This is a genomic window from Erwinia sp. 1181_3 (genome assembly GCF_052824965.1).
This window is the reverse complement of record NZ_VTDE01000001.1, coordinates 119,409-136,437: the sequence shown is the minus strand read 5'-3', so window position 1 is coordinate 136,437 and position 17,029 is coordinate 119,409. Positions and strand designations below refer to the sequence as shown.

General features: G+C 55.2%; 15 protein-coding genes, 1 pseudogene and 1 other annotated feature. Of the genes and pseudogenes, 7 read left to right on the top strand and 9 right to left on the bottom strand.

Going from position 1 to position 17,029, the window contains the following annotated elements:
* Positions 1-9 precede the first annotated feature (9 nt).
* The 3 genes and pseudogenes from trpCF to FY046_RS00575 all read right to left on the bottom strand — a co-directional run bounded on the left by trpCF (position 10) and on the right by FY046_RS00575 (position 4,527).
* Complete coding sequence (gene trpCF / locus FY046_RS00585; RefSeq protein WP_159336554.1) at positions 10-1,371, bottom strand: bifunctional indole-3-glycerol-phosphate synthase TrpC/phosphoribosylanthranilate isomerase TrpF; 1,362 nt, start codon at positions 1,369-1,371, stop codon at positions 10-12.
* A 2-nt stretch (positions 1,372-1,373) separates the two neighbouring features.
* Positions 1,374-2,965, bottom strand: a pseudogene (gene trpD, locus FY046_RS00580) (bifunctional anthranilate synthase glutamate amidotransferase component TrpG/anthranilate phosphoribosyltransferase TrpD).
* Entirely contained in the window at positions 2,965-4,527 is a 1,563-nt protein-coding gene (locus FY046_RS00575) for an anthranilate synthase component 1 (protein WP_167863800.1), read from the bottom strand. Before FY046_RS00575 ends, trpD begins: the two are co-directional and overlap by 1 nt.
* Before the next feature lie 23 nt (positions 4,528-4,550).
* Positions 4,551-4,649: a sequence feature (Trp leader region), on the bottom strand.
* 156 nt (positions 4,650-4,805) lie between these two features.
* Between FY046_RS00575 and rnm the strand changes: the two genes are divergently transcribed.
* Positions 4,806-5,717 (top strand): RNase RNM, encoded by a 912-nt coding sequence (gene rnm, locus FY046_RS00570; RefSeq protein WP_133841896.1) that lies wholly within the window; start codon positions 4,806-4,808, stop codon positions 5,715-5,717.
* On the top strand, positions 5,717-6,337 hold the full coding sequence (locus FY046_RS00565; RefSeq protein WP_133841897.1) for an L-threonylcarbamoyladenylate synthase: 621 nt from the start codon (positions 5,717-5,719) through the stop codon (positions 6,335-6,337). Before rnm ends, FY046_RS00565 begins: the two co-directional genes overlap by 1 nt.
* A 56-nt stretch (positions 6,338-6,393) precedes the next feature.
* Here FY046_RS00565 and FY046_RS00560 read toward each other — a convergent pair whose 3' ends face one another.
* Both FY046_RS00560 and FY046_RS00555 read right to left on the bottom strand, forming a co-directional pair.
* Positions 6,394-7,020, bottom strand: coding sequence for a serine protease (locus FY046_RS00560; protein ID WP_159336556.1), 627 nt, complete (start codon positions 7,018-7,020; stop codon positions 6,394-6,396).
* A 711-nt stretch (positions 7,021-7,731) separates the two neighbouring features.
* Positions 7,732-7,857 carry a hypothetical protein gene (locus FY046_RS00555; protein ID WP_272952599.1) on the bottom strand — a complete coding sequence of 42 codons (126 nt, stop codon included), beginning with the start codon at positions 7,855-7,857 and terminating at the stop codon, positions 7,732-7,734.
* 85 nt (positions 7,858-7,942) lie between these two features.
* Here FY046_RS00555 and FY046_RS00550 point away from each other — a divergent pair, with 85 nt between their 5' ends.
* From FY046_RS00550 to rluB, 4 genes are all read left to right on the top strand, one after another.
* Positions 7,943-8,266: a metalloregulator ArsR/SmtB family transcription factor gene (locus FY046_RS00550; protein ID WP_272952604.1), complete on the top strand. Its 324-nt coding sequence runs from the start codon at positions 7,943-7,945 to the stop codon at positions 8,264-8,266.
* 54 nt (positions 8,267-8,320) lie between these two features.
* Positions 8,321-9,610: an arsenic transporter gene (locus tag FY046_RS00545; protein WP_446185589.1), complete on the top strand. Its 1,290-nt coding sequence runs from the start codon at positions 8,321-8,323 to the stop codon at positions 9,608-9,610.
* A 13-nt stretch (positions 9,611-9,623) separates the two neighbouring features.
* The gene (gene arsC, locus FY046_RS00540) at positions 9,624-10,049 is read left to right on the top strand and encodes a glutaredoxin-dependent arsenate reductase (protein ID WP_133842147.1); all 426 of its coding nucleotides are present in this window, start codon (positions 9,624-9,626) and stop codon (positions 10,047-10,049) included.
* Positions 10,050-10,252: 203 nt separating this feature from the next.
* Positions 10,253-11,146 (top strand): 23S rRNA pseudouridine(2605) synthase RluB, encoded by an 894-nt coding sequence (gene rluB / locus FY046_RS00535; RefSeq protein WP_159336557.1) that lies wholly within the window; start codon positions 10,253-10,255, stop codon positions 11,144-11,146.
* A 62-nt stretch (positions 11,147-11,208) separates the two neighbouring features.
* Here the strand turns inward: rluB and cobO are convergent, their stop codons facing one another.
* Both cobO and FY046_RS00525 read right to left on the bottom strand, forming a co-directional pair.
* Positions 11,209-11,802: a cob(I)yrinic acid a,c-diamide adenosyltransferase gene (cobO, locus tag FY046_RS00530; protein ID WP_133841902.1), complete on the bottom strand. Its 594-nt coding sequence runs from the start codon at positions 11,800-11,802 to the stop codon at positions 11,209-11,211.
* Complete coding sequence (locus tag FY046_RS00525; protein WP_133841903.1) at positions 11,802-12,563, bottom strand: YciK family oxidoreductase; 762 nt, start codon at positions 12,561-12,563, stop codon at positions 11,802-11,804. The genes cobO and FY046_RS00525 overlap by 1 nt, the downstream gene beginning before the upstream one ends.
* 220 nt (positions 12,564-12,783) lie before the next feature.
* Between FY046_RS00525 and sohB the strand changes: the two genes are divergently transcribed.
* On the top strand, positions 12,784-13,833 hold the full coding sequence (gene sohB / locus FY046_RS00520; protein ID WP_133841904.1) for a protease SohB: 1,050 nt from the start codon (positions 12,784-12,786) through the stop codon (positions 13,831-13,833).
* 35 nt (positions 13,834-13,868) lie between these two features.
* Here the strand turns inward: sohB and FY046_RS00515 are convergent, their stop codons facing one another.
* Together FY046_RS00515 and FY046_RS00510 are read right to left on the bottom strand one after the other, a co-directional pair.
* A complete protein-coding gene (locus FY046_RS00515; protein ID WP_446185787.1) occupies positions 13,869-15,887 on the bottom strand; it encodes an SWIM zinc finger family protein in 2,019 nt (672 codons plus the stop codon).
* 5 nt (positions 15,888-15,892) lie between these two features.
* Entirely contained in the window at positions 15,893-17,029 is a 1,137-nt protein-coding gene (locus FY046_RS00510; RefSeq protein WP_167863802.1) for a vWA domain-containing protein, read from the bottom strand.

The window sequence follows — 17,029 nt, the reverse complement described above, 5'->3', positions numbered from 1 at the left end:
TTCTCTTTATCAGTAGGCTTTCAGTGTCTGAAACACGGAAGCAATTTTACCGGCATCTTTCACTCCAGGGGCACTTTCCACGCCGGAGTTAAAGTCGAGGCCCGCACAGCCAAGCTGTGCCGCCTGTACGCAATTTTCTGCACCCAGACCACCGGCCAGCAGCACATTGTCCAGCGACTGGTTGGCAAGCAGTGACCAGTCAAACGCCTGACCGCTGCCCCCGTTTCCGTGGTCGAAGACGTAGCGGTCAACGCCAGCCCAGTCACGGTCAGGCAGGCTGTCGCTGATGCTGAACGCTTTCCAGATTTTTACCGTTTCCGGTAGCTGGCTGCGTAACTGGCTGACGTAGTCGCGGTCTTCGTCGCCGTGCAATTGTACGGCGGAGAGATTCAGCTGCTGCGCACAGGTGACAACGTCACTGATGACATTGTTACGGAACACGCCGACATACTTCAGTGCAGCGGCAGGGATAATCTGCAGAGCCTGTTCGATACTGAGCTGGCGAGGGGAACCCTCGGCGAAGATCAGGCCGCCATACAGTGCACCTGCCTCCAGCGCGTTGCGGGCATCTTCGGCACGCGTCAGGCCGCAGACTTTGTTATCGCCGATAATCACCCGACGCACGGCGGCAGCCAGGTCATCTTCTGACATCAGCGCCGAGCCAATCAGGAAGCCGTTAGCAAAGTGGCTCAGTTCGCGCACTTGCGCATAATTGTTGATGCCGGACTCGCTGATCACCGTGACGCCATGCGCCACTTTCGGTGCCAGGCGGCGGGTGCGGTCCAGATCGATGGAGAGATCGCGCAGGTCACGGTTATTAATGCCGACCACTTTGGCACCCAGCGCGGTGGCGCGTTCCAGCTCTTCATCGCTGATCACTTCCGTCAAAACGCCCATGTTCAGGCTGTGCGCCACGGCAGCCAGCTGGCGATACTGATCGTCGTTCAGCACGGAGAGCATCAGCAGGATGGCATCGGCCTGGTAATGGCGCGCCAGGTAGATCTGATACGGGTCAATAATAAAGTCTTTGCACAGTACCGGCTGGGTGACAATACTGCTGACGATCGGCAGAAAATCGAAGCTTCCCTGGAAGTATTTCTCATCCGTCAGCACCGAAATGGCAGAGGCATAATGCTTATACACGCCGGCAATCACCGCCGGGTCAAAGTCTTCACGGATCACGCCCTTTGAGGGCGAAGCCTTCTTACATTCCAGAATAAAGACGGTGCGCGCACCTTTCAGCGCATCGTAAAAGCTGCGCGTGGAGGGTGTGATGTCGTTCTGAAAGGTGGCCAGCGGCTGCTGCTGCTGACGTTCTGCCAGCCAGATTGCTTTATCCTGAACGATTTTAGTGAGTACGGTTTCCTGCATGATTATCCTCTTGCTGCCAGTGCGACCACGTGCTCGTAGGCTTTGCCGCTGCGAATGGTTTTCAGCGCCTGTTGGGCATTGTGTCGTAAGTCTTCATGACCAAAAATTTTCAGCAACAGGGCGACGTTTGCCGCGACGGCTTCTTCGTGCGCCAGCTCGCCATTACCCTGGAGTAAACGGGTTAAAATGTCACGGTTTTCTTCCGGTGAACCCCCGGCCAGCGCCTCTTGCGGATGGTAGCTCAGGCCAAAATCTTCAGCCGTTAACTGATAGCTGGTGATCTCGCCGTCACGCAGTTCGGCCACATGAGTGGCGCTGTGCAGAGCCACTTCATCCATCCCCCCGCCATGCACGACTGCCGCACGCTGGTAACCCAGCACTTTCAACGTCTGAGCAATCGGCAGCACCAGCTCCGGGCTGTAAACACCGATCACTGCCAGCGGCGGACGTGCCGGGTTAATCAACGGGCCGAGCACGTTAAAGATGGTACGCGTCTTCAGTTCTTTACGCACCGGCATCGCATGGCGAAAACCGCTGTGATACTGAGGGGCAAACAGGAAACACACGTTTAAATCATCCAGTGCCTGGCGTGCCTGCATTGCGGGTAAATCCAGGCTGATACCGAAAGCGGCCAGCAAATCTGACGAACCCGATTTACTGGAAACACTGCGGTTACCGTGCTTCGCCACCTTCAATCCGCACGCGGCGGCAACAAATGCGCTGGCGGTGGAAATATTAATGCTGTTACTGCCGTCACCGCCGGTCCCGACAATATCCGCAAACGGATAGTCCGGGCGCGGGAAAGGTTTAGCGTCTTCTAACAAGGCGGTGGCTGCCCCGGCAATCTCCTGAGGACGTTCACCACGGATTTTCATGGCGATCAGCGCTCCCGCCAGCTGGGTTGGCTCCAGCTGCCCGGTAATAATCGCCGAAAACAGCTGGTGGCTTTCTGCCTGCGTCAGGATCTCGGCCTGGTATAATTTTTCCAGAATAATGTTCATTGCTGTCTCCTTGATCACGCCAGCGCCCAGGCAAGAGTTTGTTCCAGCAGGCGTGCGCCCTGGCTGGTAAGAATAGATTCCGGATGGAACTGGAAGCCACAGACACGGTTGGCGTCATCACGGACGGCCATCACCATGCCGTTATAGGTGGCGTTAACCGTTAATCCATCGGGAATATTGCTGCCGACCAGCGAGTGGTAGCGTGCTACCGGTAACGGGTTGTTCAGCCCGGCAAACATGCCCTGATCGTCATGATCAATCGCAGAGGCTTTGCCGTGCAGGATTTCGCCCGCCTGACCCACGTGACCGCCATAGGCTTCAACAATCGCCTGATGGCCGAGGCAGATACCGATAATCGGCAACTGGCCGCGTAAGGCCTGTAACAGCGCTGGCATACAGCCCGCTTCTGACGGTGCGCCCGGACCGGGAGAAAGCATCAGGACCGGATTTTCCATCTGCTGCAAACGGGCAATCAGCTGGTCCGCCGGGACGTTGTTACGGTAAATCACCACGTTATGGCCAAAGGCACGTAACTGGTCGACGAGGTTGTAGGTAAATGAGTCGAAGTTATCGAGCAGCAGAATATCGGCCATCAGAACATCTCCTTGCTGTGGTGCGCTGTCGCGATGGCACGCAGAACCGCGCGCGCCTTATTACGGCTTTCATCCGCTTCCGCCTGCGGATTGGAATCCAGAACCACCCCGGCACCGGCCTGAACCGTTGCCACGCCGTCTTCGACGTAGGCAGAGCGAATCACAATGCAGGTATCCAGATCGCCGCTGGCGGTGAAGTAACCAACGGCACCACCGTAGCTGCCGCGACGGGTGCCTTCGGCTTTGGCAATCAGCTGCATAGCGCGGACTTTTGGTGCGCCGCTCAGAGTGCCCATGTTCATGCAGGCACGGTAAGCGTGCAGCACGTCAATATCCGCACGCAGCTGGCCGACCACGCGGGAGACCAGATGCATGACAAAGGTGTAACGGTCAACTTTGGTCAGGTCTGCCACATAACGCGTTCCCGGCTCGCAGATACGCGCCAGATCGTTACGGGCGAGGTCAACCAGCATCAGATGCTCGGCCATCTCTTTATGGTCAGTGCGCATTTCCAGCTCGATGCGGCTGTCGAGGTCGCGATCCAGTGAGCCATCCGCATGGCGGCCGCGTGGGCGGGTGCCGGCAATTGGGTAGATTTCAATCTGGTTGCTGATGGCGTCATACTTGAGTGAGCTTTCCGGCGAAGCGCCAAACAGGCTGAACTCGCGATCCTGCATAAAGAACATATACGGGCTTGGGTTACTGTTCTTCAGCGTGTCATAGGCGGCCAGCGGCGACGGGCAGGGCAGTGAGAAGCGACGGGATGGCACCACCTGGAAGATTTCGCCGATGCGGATCGCATCCTGCATCTGGCGCACCACCTGGCAGTAATCCTCATCGCTCTGGCTGACGCTGAGCGTCATACTTTCGACGGTCTTCACCGGCAGTGCGCTGGCAGGCTGCAGCATCTGACCGTGCAGCTGCTCAATGCGGCTTTGCAGGCGCATAAATTCTGAAGGTGAATGGGTGAAAAGGCTGGCCTGCAGTCGCGCGCTTTGCGTCTGATGGTCAATCACCAGCAGCGTTTCTGCCAGATAGAAGCAGTAATCCGGGCAGCGCTGTTCATTCTTTAATTCCGGCAGTGACTCAAAACCTGCCACCAGATCATAAGCAAACAGGCCGCCGAGCAGCACGGCTTCACGCTCTTCTGCCGGGGCATTAACCAGCTGTGGGATCAGGCGTAATGCATCAAAGACCGACAGCGCACGAAGATTGGCGTCCTCATCGAGGAAAGCGTGATTAATCGGGAACACCAGTTCGCGGCCATCCGGGCGCACGCTGTTCTCAACCGATTCGGGCAGCGCGGCATCCAGCAGCGGCAGGAGTGCGCGACCATTCTCAGACAGTGCCTGCACCTGTACCCGGTTATCGAGGGCGCTAATGCGCAGGGCGCTATCCACAATCAGCAGGCTTTTCAGGTTGCGCTTGCTGTCAACGTCCGCAGATTCCAGCAGCAGAGTCTCGGAACGGGCGGCACACAGCTGATGAAAAACAGCGGCCGGATCTTCGCGGTAAGGTGCGTTGCCGGTAATCAACTTCACTGTAGGTTTGGCATTTTGCATGTGATGTTCTCTGTTTTTTGCTCAAAAAAAAGCCCGCATCAGGCGGGCTTGAGTATCTGCACTACGTATTGACCGTGCATGACAACCTCGCCCGTTCAGGGAGAAGTACGCCACCAACCAGTCATCAGAGAGAATGAATACGTCATGATACAGATACCTTGCTTGTGAACTTGCGTACTAGTTAACTGGTTCGCGGGAGAAAAGTCAATACTCTTTTTCCCTTAGGGCAAAATGTCGGTATCATGCTGCGATATTTTTCTGTCTTTCCCGGAGTCGTTTTGACCGCAGTTGCCGCCTCACTCAGCGCTTTTCCTATCTACGATCTTCACAGCCACACGCGGGCTTCCGACGGGTTACTGACGCCGGAGCAACTGGTCCTGCGTGCGGTGGAACAGCGCGTGGGCGTGCTGGCCATCACCGACCACGATACAACGGACGGTATTAAACCCGCGCGTGAAGCGATTGCACGTCATGCATTGCCGTTGCAGTTGATCAATGGCGTGGAGATCTCAACGCTGTGGGAGAACCATGAAATCCATATCGTTGGCCTGGGTATTGATATTGACCACCCACAGATGGTGGCCTTCCTGGCTGAACAGGGGCAGCGCCGTCTGGCGCGTGCAGAACTGATCGCTGAACGGCTGGAAAAAGCGCATATTCCCGGCGCATTAGCGGGCGCGCTGGCGCTGGCAGAAGGCGGTGCCGTGACGCGCGGGCATTTTGCCCGCTTTCTGATTAACGCCGGTAAAGCGGACACCATGCAGCAGGTGTTCAAAAATTATCTGGCACGTGGCAAAACCGGTTATGCCCCGCCACAGTGGTGTACAATTAAACAAGCTATTGATGCCATTCATCATTCAGGTGGCCGTGCCGTGGTAGCCCATCCCGGCCGCTACGGTCTGTCGGCAAAATGGCTGAAACGTCTGCTGGCTCACTTCAGTGAGCAGGGCGGCGAGGCGATGGAAGTGGCTCAGTGTCAGCAGGCGCCCAATGAGCGTCAGCAGCTGGCACGCTATGCGCAGGACTACCAGTTAGCGGCCTCGCAGGGTTCTGACTTCCATCAGGCCTGTCCCTGGATTGAACTGGGAAAAAAATTGTGGCTGCCGGGCGGTGTCGAAGCGGTATGGCACCGTTTTCCTGAAATTGTCAATCAGGTTTGTGGCAGTGAAGCGCAAACAAGAGGTGTGTAATGAGTCAATTTTTCTATATTCATCCGGATAATCCCCAGCCGCGTCTGATCAAGCAGGCGGTTGAAATGCTCAACAAGGGCAGTGTGATTGTCTATCCGACGGATTCTGGCTATGCACTGGGCTGTAAGCTGGAAGATAAAAGTGCGATGGAGCGTATCTGTCGCATTCGTCAGCTGGATGGGAACCATAACTTTACCCTGATGTGTCGTGATCTCTCAGAGCTGTCGACCTATGCGCACGTAGACAACACCGCATTTCGCCTGATCAAGAACAACACGCCGGGGAACTACACGTTTATTCTGAAGGCAACCAAAGAGGTGCCACGCCGTCTGATGAGCGAGAAACGTAAGACGATCGGTCTGCGTGTCCCCTCAAACCCGATTGCGCTGGAACTGCTGGAAGCACTGAATGAGCCGATGATGTCGACGTCACTGATGCTGCCGGGAAATGACTTTACCGAGTCCGATCCGGAAGCGATCCAGGATGAAATTGGCAAGCTGGTGGACTTGATTATTCATGGCGGGTATCTCGGGCAGCAGCCAACCACCGTCATTGATTTAACGGAAAATACCCCGGAAGTGATCCGCGAGGGTGTGGGCGATATTCAACCCTTTCTCTAAGCGTTAAATAACAGGCCGCTGAGAATGGGCCTGTTATTTATTCTCATTCATTGTTATTACGATGTTGATTTGCCCAGCCACTCTTTAAAATCCTTATACGGGATATACAGTGAAACATCCTTAAGCGGAACTGGAGATTTACGCGGTCTTTTTATTTCGCTAGTAAAGCCAACAATGACGCCACCAATGGTGTCATCGCTATTATAAACCGCCCCCCCCGACATGCCTTTTACCACGCCAGCATTGGATGCCATCGCTACGCAAGGTCGTTTATTCCATTCATTGCGGATTCCCGTCAGAGCCAGATTGACGCCTGCTGATTCAACGGGCATGGCGGAAATAAAGCTGTAACCGTACATTTTCACTGACTCGCCAATGGCACCGTCGCGAAATTTCGGCAGCGTTTTGATGTCGTTCTTGTGGTAGATGATCGCCAGGTCGCAGTAAGGGTGATAGGCCTTCACTTTCTGTACGGAAAGCTTTGCCACATGCGCTGCAGTCAGGCTGTACTCCGGGGTGATAGGGATACTGGTGCCCAGCGCGCCGATGCCGAGAATGGTCGGAATGCCGGTAAAGTTCATATCTACGCGTTTCATAGCTTCGCTGCTGTAGTCATATTTGCCTACAGAGCAGCCGGTCAGCATTAGCAATGCCAACGCCGGCAGGGTGTTTTTAATTTTCATAATAATCACATTTTGTCGGACACGTCAGTAAAATCCCTGGTGAGGAGTAATGACGTGTAATGCCGATGCCGAGTGTGACTCAGCGTATTTTTTCAGGAGCATTCACTCCCGTTTACTGCTAACAACGAAAAGAAAAACGAAGTTTTTATGTTCACGTTAAACGTGTATTTATAATATCTATTTAACTATCTATTTATATGGCGCTCTTCTGCCTGAGTGAATTCTACACAAACTTATAAGTTGAGCAAATTAATATCTGAGCCTTAATCTTAATATGCCGGATAATCCAGAATTAACCCAACCTGCTGTGTAAATTAACTGAATATTTGGTATTTATTCTCCTGTATCCTCGGCTGATAGTGATTATGGCAGCATGATATAATGTAAAATAGTTTCAGTCTGGTATTTGAAACTAAAAAAATCAAAAAAACTGGAGTGGCGGGCTGGTGTTCACGCGTAGATACGGGATTTTCGGGCTGGCGCCAGGCCTGGTGCGGGCTGAAAGGTTCAACAAATAAGGGGAGTGTAAGGCAGTAACCTGCTGTTATTTCGGTTAATTCATTTTTTAACGAATGAATGAAAAATACGCTAAATGATAAGTATTTATACTTTCATTCAGGTGGGTAACTGTTAAGTCTTTTAAATGTAATGAAAATGGCGCGGTCACGCACTGCGTCCTTTGGGTTTGATGACCAATGGCACGGGGCGCAATCAAATCTTTGCCTGATTGACGGCGTTGAACGACGGCGACCCGCCGCAAACTGCGTCACTGCCAGCATTTTTCCCTGAGAAGAACAGATCAACGTGTTCAGCATCAAGGGCTGGAAATGCTGGCATAGGAAATTTTCCAGTGATTGAAATCCACTTTTACTTTTAACATATATGAATTATCATATTTGTCTTGTTTTCACTGGAACGTTTGATTATGCATCCTGTTCAACTTTTCAAATTGCTTGCCGACGAAACGCGGACAACCATTATTTTGCTGTTACGGGAAGCGGGAGAGTTGTGTGTGTGCGACCTTTGCGCAGTGACAAACCAGTCGCAGCCGAAAATTTCCAGGCATATTGCCCTGTTACGTGATGCAGGATTAGTGCTGGATCGCCGTGAGGGCAAATGGGTTCATTATCGTCTTTCACCTCATATGCCGGCATGGGCTGCCTCGATTATTGATACCGCATGGAGCAGTCAGCGTGAGGAAGTACGTGAATCACTCAAAAACGCTAACGCTAATGTGTGCAGCTGATCGCAAAAACGCATTCACAAAAACGTATGTATTTTTTCGAGGTGGGAGATTTCAATGTTACTCGCAGGCGCAATATTTATCCTGACCATCGTGTTGGTTATCTGGCAGCCTCGCGGGCTTAGCATTGGCTGGACAGCGTCAATAGGTGCAGTGCTTGCGTTGGTGACCGGAGTCATTCAGTTGAATGACATTCCGGCTGTCTGGCATATCGTCTGGAACGCAACGGCTGCATTTATCGCAGTAATCATCATCAGCCTGCTGTTGGACGAATCAGGATTTTTTGAATGGTGTGCGTTGCATGTTGCCAAATGGGGTAACGGGCGAGGGCGGTTGCTTTTTACGTATATTGTGCTGTTAGGTGCTGCGGTGGCCGCGCTATTTGCTAATGATGGTGCTGCGCTCATTCTGACACCCATTGTTATCGCTATGCTGCTGGCATTAGGTTTTAGCAAAGGAACAACACTGGCTTTCGTTATGGCAGCCGGGTTTATCGCTGACACAGCCAGTGTGCCGCTGATAGTCTCCAATCTCGTTAATATCGTTTCTGCAGATTTTTTCCAACTGGGGTTTAGTGACTATGCGTCAGTCATGGTGCCGGTTGATCTCGCCGCTATCATTGCCACGCTGATTGTCCTTCATCTTTTCTTCCGTAAAGACATTCCCGCTACCTACGATCTTTCACTGTTGAAATCTCCTGCGAATGCCATCAAAGACCCAGCGACATTCAAAATGGGCTGGCTGGTGTTGGTTCTGCTGTTGGTTGGCTTCTTCCTGCTTGAGCCGCTCGGCATTCCCGTGAGTGCTATAGCTGCGTCTGGTGCGCTCATTCTGTTTGTTGTGGCTAAACGCGGCCATGCCATTAACACCGGGAAAGTGCTACGCGGTGCACCGTGGCAGATTGTTATTTTCTCACTGGGGATGTACTTGGTTGTCTACGGTCTGAAAAATGCGGGCCTCACCCAGTATCTCACCTCACTGTTAAATACCTTCGCAAACGGGGGGTTGTGGAGTGCCACCTTTGGTACTGGGCTGGTCACGGCGATGCTTTCATCAGTGATGAACAATATGCCGACTGTTTTGATCGGTGCGCTCTCAATCGACGCAAGCGCGGCGGAAGGTGTCATCAAAGAAGCTATGATTTACGCCAACATTATTGGCTGCGATCTGGGGCCGAAAATTACACCGATTGGAAGTCTGGCGACGTTACTTTGGCTGCATGTACTCGACCGGAAAAACATCAAGATTAGCTGGGGTTACTACTTCCGGGTTGGCGTGGTGATGACACTGCCCGTGTTGCTTGTCACCCTGAGTGCGCTGGCTTTGCGTCTGGCGCTGACCCAATGAGATGAGAATGAACATGACAGATATTACCCTCTACCATAATCCGGCCTGTGGAACATCACGTAACACGCTGGCGCTGATTCGTAATAGCGGTGTTGAACCAACAATTATTCTCTATCTGGAGACACCGCCCGATCGCGATAAGCTCGTACAGTTGATCACTGCAATGCAGATTAGCCCCCGTGCATTGCTTCGTCAGAACGTGGAACCTTACGAGCAACTGGGATTAGCCGAAGAGCGCTTCAGCGATGATGAATTGATTGCATCCATGCTGACATATCCGATCCTGATTAATCGCCCGATTGTTGTCACACCGATTGGCACGCGGTTATGCAGGCCGTCAGAAATCGTTCTTGAAATATTGCCAGACCCGCAGCAGGGCGAATTCAGCAAGGAAGGGGGTGAAAAACTGATCGATAAACAAGGAAAGCGGCTGGTGTAGTCCAACAATGCTCACTCTTTCAATGGGTCGCACGGGTTATGGGGACGAGGTGTAGGGCTTTTTTTGGGCCTGCGCGGTGTAAGAAGGTTACACCGCAGTAAAAAGGCTGTATAATGACACGCGATACACACTTTAAGTTATTGAAAACAAAAGAAATTCTGTTTTCACCATGACGCCTGGGAAGGCGACACAGAGGTAGCTCCATGAGCGAGAAATTACAAAAAGTTTTAGCACGCGCCGGGCACGGTTCCCGTCGTGAAATCGAAACCCTGATCTCTGCCGGACGCGTCAGCGTTGATGGCAAGCTGGCCACACTGGGTGACCGTGTTGAGCCAAGTGCCTCAATGAAGATCCGTGTTGACGGCCATATTGTTCCTGTCAGTGAATCCATTGCCGAAGTCTGCCGGGTTCTGGCGTATTACAAGCCGGAAGGCGAGCTTTGTACCCGTAATGACCCGGAAGGCCGTCCAACGGTATTTGACCGTCTGCCGAAGCTGCGCGGTGCACGCTGGGTGGCCGTTGGCCGTCTGGATGTGAACACCTGTGGTCTGCTGTTGTTCACTACCGATGGTGAACTGGCAAACCGCCTGATGCACCCGAGCCGTGAAGTTGAGCGCGAATATGCCGTCCGCGTATTTGGTGCCGTCGATGACGAGAAGATCAAACAGCTGAGCCGTGGCGTGCAGTTAGAAGACGGCCCGGCAGCCTTTAAAACCCTGAAGTTTACGGGGGGGGAAGGGATCAACCAGTGGTATAACGTCACGCTGACCGAAGGGCGCAACCGTGAAGTTCGTCGTCTGTGGGAAGCGGTCGGCGTGCAGGTGAGCCGTCTGATCCGTATCCGCTATGGCGATATCGACCTGCCGAAAGGTCTGCCGCGTGGCGGCTGGACAGAGCTGGAACTCCAGCCGACCAACTACCTGCGTGAGCTGGTCGGTCTGGCGCCGGAAACGGTCACCAAAGTCGCCGTGGAAAAAGATCGCCGCCGTACTAAAGCGAACCAGATCCGCCGTGCGGTCAAGCGTCATACCACCACGACCACGAAAGCCAGCAAGCCGGGCAGCAATCGCCGCTCGTCTAAGCGTCAGCAAGGCTAACGTTGCGTGATGCAGTGTGTGATGTCAAAAGGGACCTTCGGGTCCCTTTTGCGTTATAGCGCTTACCAGTCTATGCCCTGCTGTGCCTGGATCCCGGCATCAAAGGCATGCTTAACCGGGCGCATTTCACTGACGGTATCCGCCTGCTCCAGAATCTCCCGATGACAGCCGCGGCCAGTGATAATCACACTCTGATGAACAGGGCGTTGTTGCAATGCCTCAAGCACCTCTTCCAGCGGCAGATAGTCAAAACTCACCATATAGGTCAGTTCATCCAGCACCACCAGGTCCAGCGTGGGATCCTGCAACATGCGTTTGCCATGCTGCCACACGCTCAGGCAGGCGGCGGTGTCCGTTTCACGGTTTTGCGTGTCCCAGGTAAATCCGGTGGACATCACCTGAAACTCTACGCCATGAGGCTCCAGCAGGTTACGCTCACCGTTGGGCCATTCGCCTTTGATAAACTGGATGACGCCGACACGCTTCTGATGCCCGACGGCACGCGTGGCGGTGCCAAACGCCGCCGTGGTTTTTCCTTTACCGTTACCAGTAAATACCATCAGAATACCGCGAACATCGGTCGCCGCCGCAATGCGCGCGTCCACCTGCTCTTTCAGTCGCTGCTGGCGCTGTTGATGACGATCTTCTGCGGCCATTATTCTGCTGCTCCTGGTTTACGTCCAGGCTGCGCATCAAAGCTGATCCCGGTTTTACGTTTACTGTCATCACCCATCAGCCAGAGATAAAGCGGCATAATGTCGGCAGGGGTTTTCAGCTTATTGGCATCTTCCTGTGGGAAGGCACTGGCGCGCATTTTGGTGCGAGTGCCTCCGGGATTTATGCAGTTCACCCGTAGCTGACGTGCATCGTACTCTTCGGCAAGCACCTGCATCATGCCTTCGGTGGCAAACTTCGACACCGAATAGGCACCCCAGCCTGCACGCCCCTGGCGGCCAACGCTGGAAGAGGTGAATACCAGCGAAGCAGCATCGGACTTCAGCAGCAGCGGCAGCAGGGCCTGGGTCAGGAAAAACGTGCCGTCGATATTGACGCGCATTACCTGCTGCCAGGTCGCCGGGTCCTGCTGATCCATCGGTACGACGTCACCTAACAACCCGGCGTTATGCAGCACGCCGTCCAGGCGCGGCACCTCTGCTGCTACCGACTGTGCCAGCTGATGGCAGCTTTCCGGCGTCGCAGTTTCCAGATCGAGAGTAAACCACAACGCCGGGGCTTTGCTGTGCTGATTCACTTCATCACAGACCCGTTGCAGTTTTTCGGCATTGCGGCCCAGTAGCACCACCTGCGCGCCGTAGCGGGCATAGGAGAGGGCGGCCTCGCGCCCGATGCCATCGCTGGCGCCGGTCACAAGAATAATTCGGTGATTAAGCAGATCGCTTTTCGGTTGATAATGCACGTAAAGATCCTCTGGCGATGGGGATGATATCCGCGGGCTAATGGTCCTGGCTGACGTAAGCCTTTGCACGGATTGAATAAAGTGATTTATGCCTGAAAACGGTGATGAGTTCAATCGCGCTGCCCGGATTTACGGTGAAGTCACGTCAGCAGGCGACTCCTGAGCGCGACTCCGCTACAATAAGTCAATCTCTAACATAATGTAAATCAAGGCGGTTTGAGTGGACTTACTCTCTTATTATGGACTTTTTCTGGCAAAAACCGTCACCGTTGTGGTGGCGATTGTGGCCATCGCCGTGGTGATCGCTAATCTTGCCATGCGGAAACGCGCCCAGAGCGGCCAGCTAAAACTGACCCACCTGGATGAACGCTACACGGAAATGCAGGATACGATGCGGCTGGCGAAGATGAAGCCGTTACAGCAAAAACTGTGGCACAAAGAGCAGAAGAAAAAAGAGAAGCTGGAGGCAAAAACCGCCAAACAGCAGGCGAAGCTGGGGCGTCCACCGGCAGCGACGAAACCCACGCTGTATGTGATCGATTTCAAAGGCAGCATGGATGCCGGTGAAGTCTCCTCGCTGCGTGAGGAGGTGTCGGCGGTCATGGCGGTGGCGACGGCCGGGGATGAAGTCCTGCTGCGTCTGGAAAGCCCTGGCGGCGTGGTGCATGGTTACGGCCTGGCAGCCTCTCAGCTTCAGCGCCTGCGTGAGAAGAAAATCCCGCTGACGGTGGCCGTTGATAAAGTGGCGGCGAGCGGCGGTTATATGATGGCCTGTGTGGCGGATCGTATCGTTGCCGCTCCGTTCTCGATCATCGGATCCATTGGCGTGGTGGCGCAAATCCCTAACTTTAACCGTCTGCTGAAGCGCAATGAGATTGACGTTGAGCTGCACACGGCCGGGGAATACAAACGTACGCTGACGCTGTTTGGTGAGAATACCGAGCAGGGACGCGAGAAATTCCGTGAGGACCTGAATGAAACGCACCTGCTGTTTAAGCAGTTTGTACACCAGATGCGTCCTTCGCTGGATATTGACAGTGTCGCGACCGGGGAGCACTGGTACGGGACGCAGGCGCTGGATAAAGGCCTGGTTGATGCCATCAGCACCAGTGATGATCTGATTATCGCTCAGATGGAGAAACACCAGGTGATTGGGGTGCGTTATGCGCGCCGCAAAGGGGTGATGAGCCGCTTTACCGATAGCGCGACGGGGAGTGTTGAACGTCTGCTGCTGCGTCTCTGGCAGCGTGGTGATAAACCGCTGCTGTAATCCTCATCACGCCCGCGTCTGCGGGCGTGATACTTTTAACGGGCGTTCGCATCCTGCGGCGTCAGTAGACACTGTTGTTCCAGTTCATCCCGCAGCAACACAATCGCGTTCAGCGTATTCACCAGCCGCTCATGATCCGTACCCGCCAGTAATGCAGGCAGATGACGCAGCAGACGTGCCAGCCGTTCAAAGCCGCATCCATCCAGCGCCTGCGCCAGCGTTTCCGCTTCACGACAGGCACGCTGTTCCTGGTGGCACAACCCGTTGTGTAGCCACTGGATCAGCATCTGCTGGCACTGCTGTAGCAGGGCCAGAGGCAGCGGTAATGCCGGAGGAGATGCGCTGGCGGGCAGCGCCTGAGATGGCGGGTTCCCGGCATTCAGCACCCAGGCACGCTGGCGCGTCATGATCACCAGCGGTTCCAGCACCAGAACACCGTCCACCACCGATACCCGACCGGAGACCTTGCAGGGCGGATCATCCTGCTGTTGCAGCAGGGCCGTCAGACAGTCAATGGCGCGTGGGGCCGAAGGCGATGCACTCAGTGATAACCGCAGAACATTTTCTTCACCTGCACCGCTGATAACATCAGCTTCCAGCGTTTGTCGCCCGGCATCCCAGCGGATATCCAGACATTCACCCAGCGGCAGGATAAACAGGCTATCACTGTGGCTAAGTGGTCGGGTGAAAGCGGGCGGGCGTTGTTGCAGATGGTGCCGCAGGGCTTCGACACCCGGCTGGCAAAGGGGAAACTCGGGCATCTCCCATGCCGAGGGCGTCAGGGGCGCGACGCTAGTCAGACGATCGCGCGCCGCCAGGTGTAATTCCCCGCGCGCATCGCGCTGTGCCGCCTGCGAGATGATTTGCCCACCTGCCAGGATTGAAGCCTGGAAAACCGCAATACGGCGCTGCCAGCCGGGTGCATTTTGCTGTTCAGCCAGCGGCCACTGGCGGGACAGATGCAGAACGCTGCCCGTATCCGGATCGGTAAACCAGATGCGTACCGCGTAATGCTGGTCGTCCTGCCAGCATTCCATGCCCAGCGACACCAGCCGCAGATGGTCGAGTCTGACCCGATCCTGAATCCCGAGGCCGACAATGTTGCGCCAGGGTTGTGCGGGCGTTTTGCCCTCCGAGGCCACGCGTACCATCTCGCGGGCAGCCAGCACACGAGCTGTTAACCCGGCGAACTGGCTGAGAAACAGCCCGGCGCGATAATGGGATGCGCGCTGATGAAAGTGGTCGATGCCCTCTGCAATCTGCTGGAGTGACAGTGTCACCCAGCGCCAGTTTGCCTGCTGAGCGCTGCGTTGTGCCTGAGTCAGTAGCGGAGCAAAGGTGACAGAAGGCTGGCTGAGCCCACGGCTCCATAGCTGGTGGCTCAGGTGACAAAGCTCTGCCAGATTGCCTTCACTCTCCGCCAGGTCAGTCACATCATCCTGCCGTTCGCCCTGTAATTGCCAGACGAGGTGTTCAAAACCCGGATGCTGTGCTTCGGCCGCGGCAAAGGCCTGCACCGCGAGAATGATATGTTCGCACAGCGTGCCTTCAACGCAGTCGCAACGGGCAAACTGCATGCTGCTGCGTGAAAAAAAACGCACATCGCTCATCGGCAGTTTCGCTGCGGGCACCTTTCCGGGTTCGCACTGGAGTTCTATCACCAGCCCTTTATCAGCCAGTTGCTGTGCGCGTTTTAGCGTTGCTGCAGGCAGTGAGCGTAGTTCCGCCAGCCACTCGCCGGGCTGCCAGCGGACAGAGGCGGCGGGGACTGGCGCTTCAGTGGCACACCGTTGTTGATAGCCGAGCACCAGCATAACCCGATGGCGGCACATGTTGCTGGCCCCACAGCTACACTGTGCTTCTTTCAATGCCTGACCCTGGCTCAACCGGGTCTGGATGCCATCGCTAAACTGCGCTGTCAGCACGCCGTCCTTATCGCTGAACGAGGGCAGATTTCCGGCGGCGATCTCTTTCTGGCTGCGTTTAACGAAACCCGCATTGCTGAGGGCGATTAACGCCTGCGGGGTCAGTTCGAGCAGCTCGCTGCGTAGCATCTCACTCATGATTGCAGGTTCTCCGCCAGCCAGGCCGCCAGTTCACCCGGCGTCATGGCTGCAATCTGTGCCCCGGCATTGACCAGCCGTTGGGCCATATCACGGTCATAGCTGGGGGCGGCTTTACTGTCGAGTGCGGCCAGTCCCAGCACTTTGCTGCCGCTCTGCACACACTGCCTGACCTGGTTGACCAACAGTGAGGGCGATCCGCCCTCGAAGAAATCGCTGACCAGTACAATCGCGCTTTTTTGCGGCTGTTCGATCAGCTGCCGCGCATACTGCACGGCTTTACCAATATCGGTGCCGCCACCCAACTGAACTTTCATCAGCAGGTCAACCGGGTCCTGCACGTCAGCCGTCAGATCCACTACGCTGGTGTCGAATGCCACCAGATGGGTACGGATCCCCGGTAGCTGCCAGAGACAGGCGGCCATCACGGCGGAGTGGATCACCGAATCCACCATCGATCCGCTCTGATCGACCAGCAAAATGAGCTGCCATTTCTCGCTGTGGCGTTTTACCCGACTCATAAAGACCGGGGATTCAATAAACAGCCGTCCGCGCTGTGGGTCCCAGCGGTGCAGGTTATCACGCAGTGTGCCTTTAAAATCGAAGTTACGGGCAATGGCCACCGGCGATCGGCGTCGGCGGTCGCGGGTGCCGGAAAACGCCTGCCGGACCTCAGTCGCCAGCCGCGCCATAATCTGTTCCACCACCTGACGCACCAGACGTCGGGCGGCCTGTAACACCTGTGGATTCATCAGGTGTTTGGTGTGCAACACCGCGCGCAGCAGGCCCTCAGAGGGGGCGATGCGTTCCAGTACCTCAATGTTGGTGACCACATCATCGATGCCGAAGCGCAATACGGCGTCACTTTCCAGCCGTTCAATCACCTCTGCAGGGAACAGTTGATGGATGGCGTTGATCCATTGCGGGGTGGTGAGCTGCGATCCCTCGCTGCCGCCGTGGCGCTCACCGCGTTGCAGGCGCTGCGGATCGCGACCGTACAGCCACTCCAGGGCGTTATCCACCGCGCGGGCATGTTCATCAAGCCCGCCGAGACTGCTTTCCGCAGCCTCACCGAGCATCAGCCGCCAGCGTTGTAGCTCAGTGCTGGTTAACATATCGGAGAGTTCAGGCAT

Bases quoted from the DNA above. Each gene is read 5' to 3' on its own strand.
- arsC (WP_133842147.1), top strand. From the start codon at position 9,624: ATGACAGATATTACCCTCTACCATAATCCGGCCTGTGGAACATCACGT.
- FY046_RS00575 (WP_167863800.1), bottom strand. From the start codon at position 4,527: ATGCAAAATGCCAAACCTACAGTGAAGTTGATTACCGGCAACGCACCT.
- FY046_RS00560 (WP_159336556.1), bottom strand. From the start codon at position 7,020: ATGAAAATTAAAAACACCCTGCCGGCGTTGGCATTGCTAATGCTGACC.
- cobO (WP_133841902.1), bottom strand. From the start codon at position 11,802: ATGGCCGCAGAAGATCGTCATCAACAGCGCCAGCAGCGACTGAAAGAG.
- trpCF (WP_159336554.1), bottom strand. From the start codon at position 1,371: ATGCAGGAAACCGTACTCACTAAAATCGTTCAGGATAAAGCAATCTGG.
- rluB (WP_159336557.1), top strand. From the start codon at position 10,253: ATGAGCGAGAAATTACAAAAAGTTTTAGCACGCGCCGGGCACGGTTCC.
- FY046_RS00565 (WP_133841897.1), top strand. From the start codon at position 5,717: ATGAGTCAATTTTTCTATATTCATCCGGATAATCCCCAGCCGCGTCTG.
- FY046_RS00515 (WP_446185787.1), bottom strand. From the start codon at position 15,887: ATGCTACGCAGCGAGCTGCTCGAACTGACCCCGCAGGCGTTAATCGCC.
- FY046_RS00545 (WP_446185589.1), top strand. From the start codon at position 8,321: ATGTTACTCGCAGGCGCAATATTTATCCTGACCATCGTGTTGGTTATC.
- FY046_RS00510 (WP_167863802.1), bottom strand. From the start codon at position 17,029: ATGCCTGAACTCTCCGATATGTTAACCAGCACTGAGCTACAACGCTGG.
- FY046_RS00555 (WP_272952599.1), bottom strand. From the start codon at position 7,857: ATGCCAGCATTTCCAGCCCTTGATGCTGAACACGTTGATCTGTTCTTC.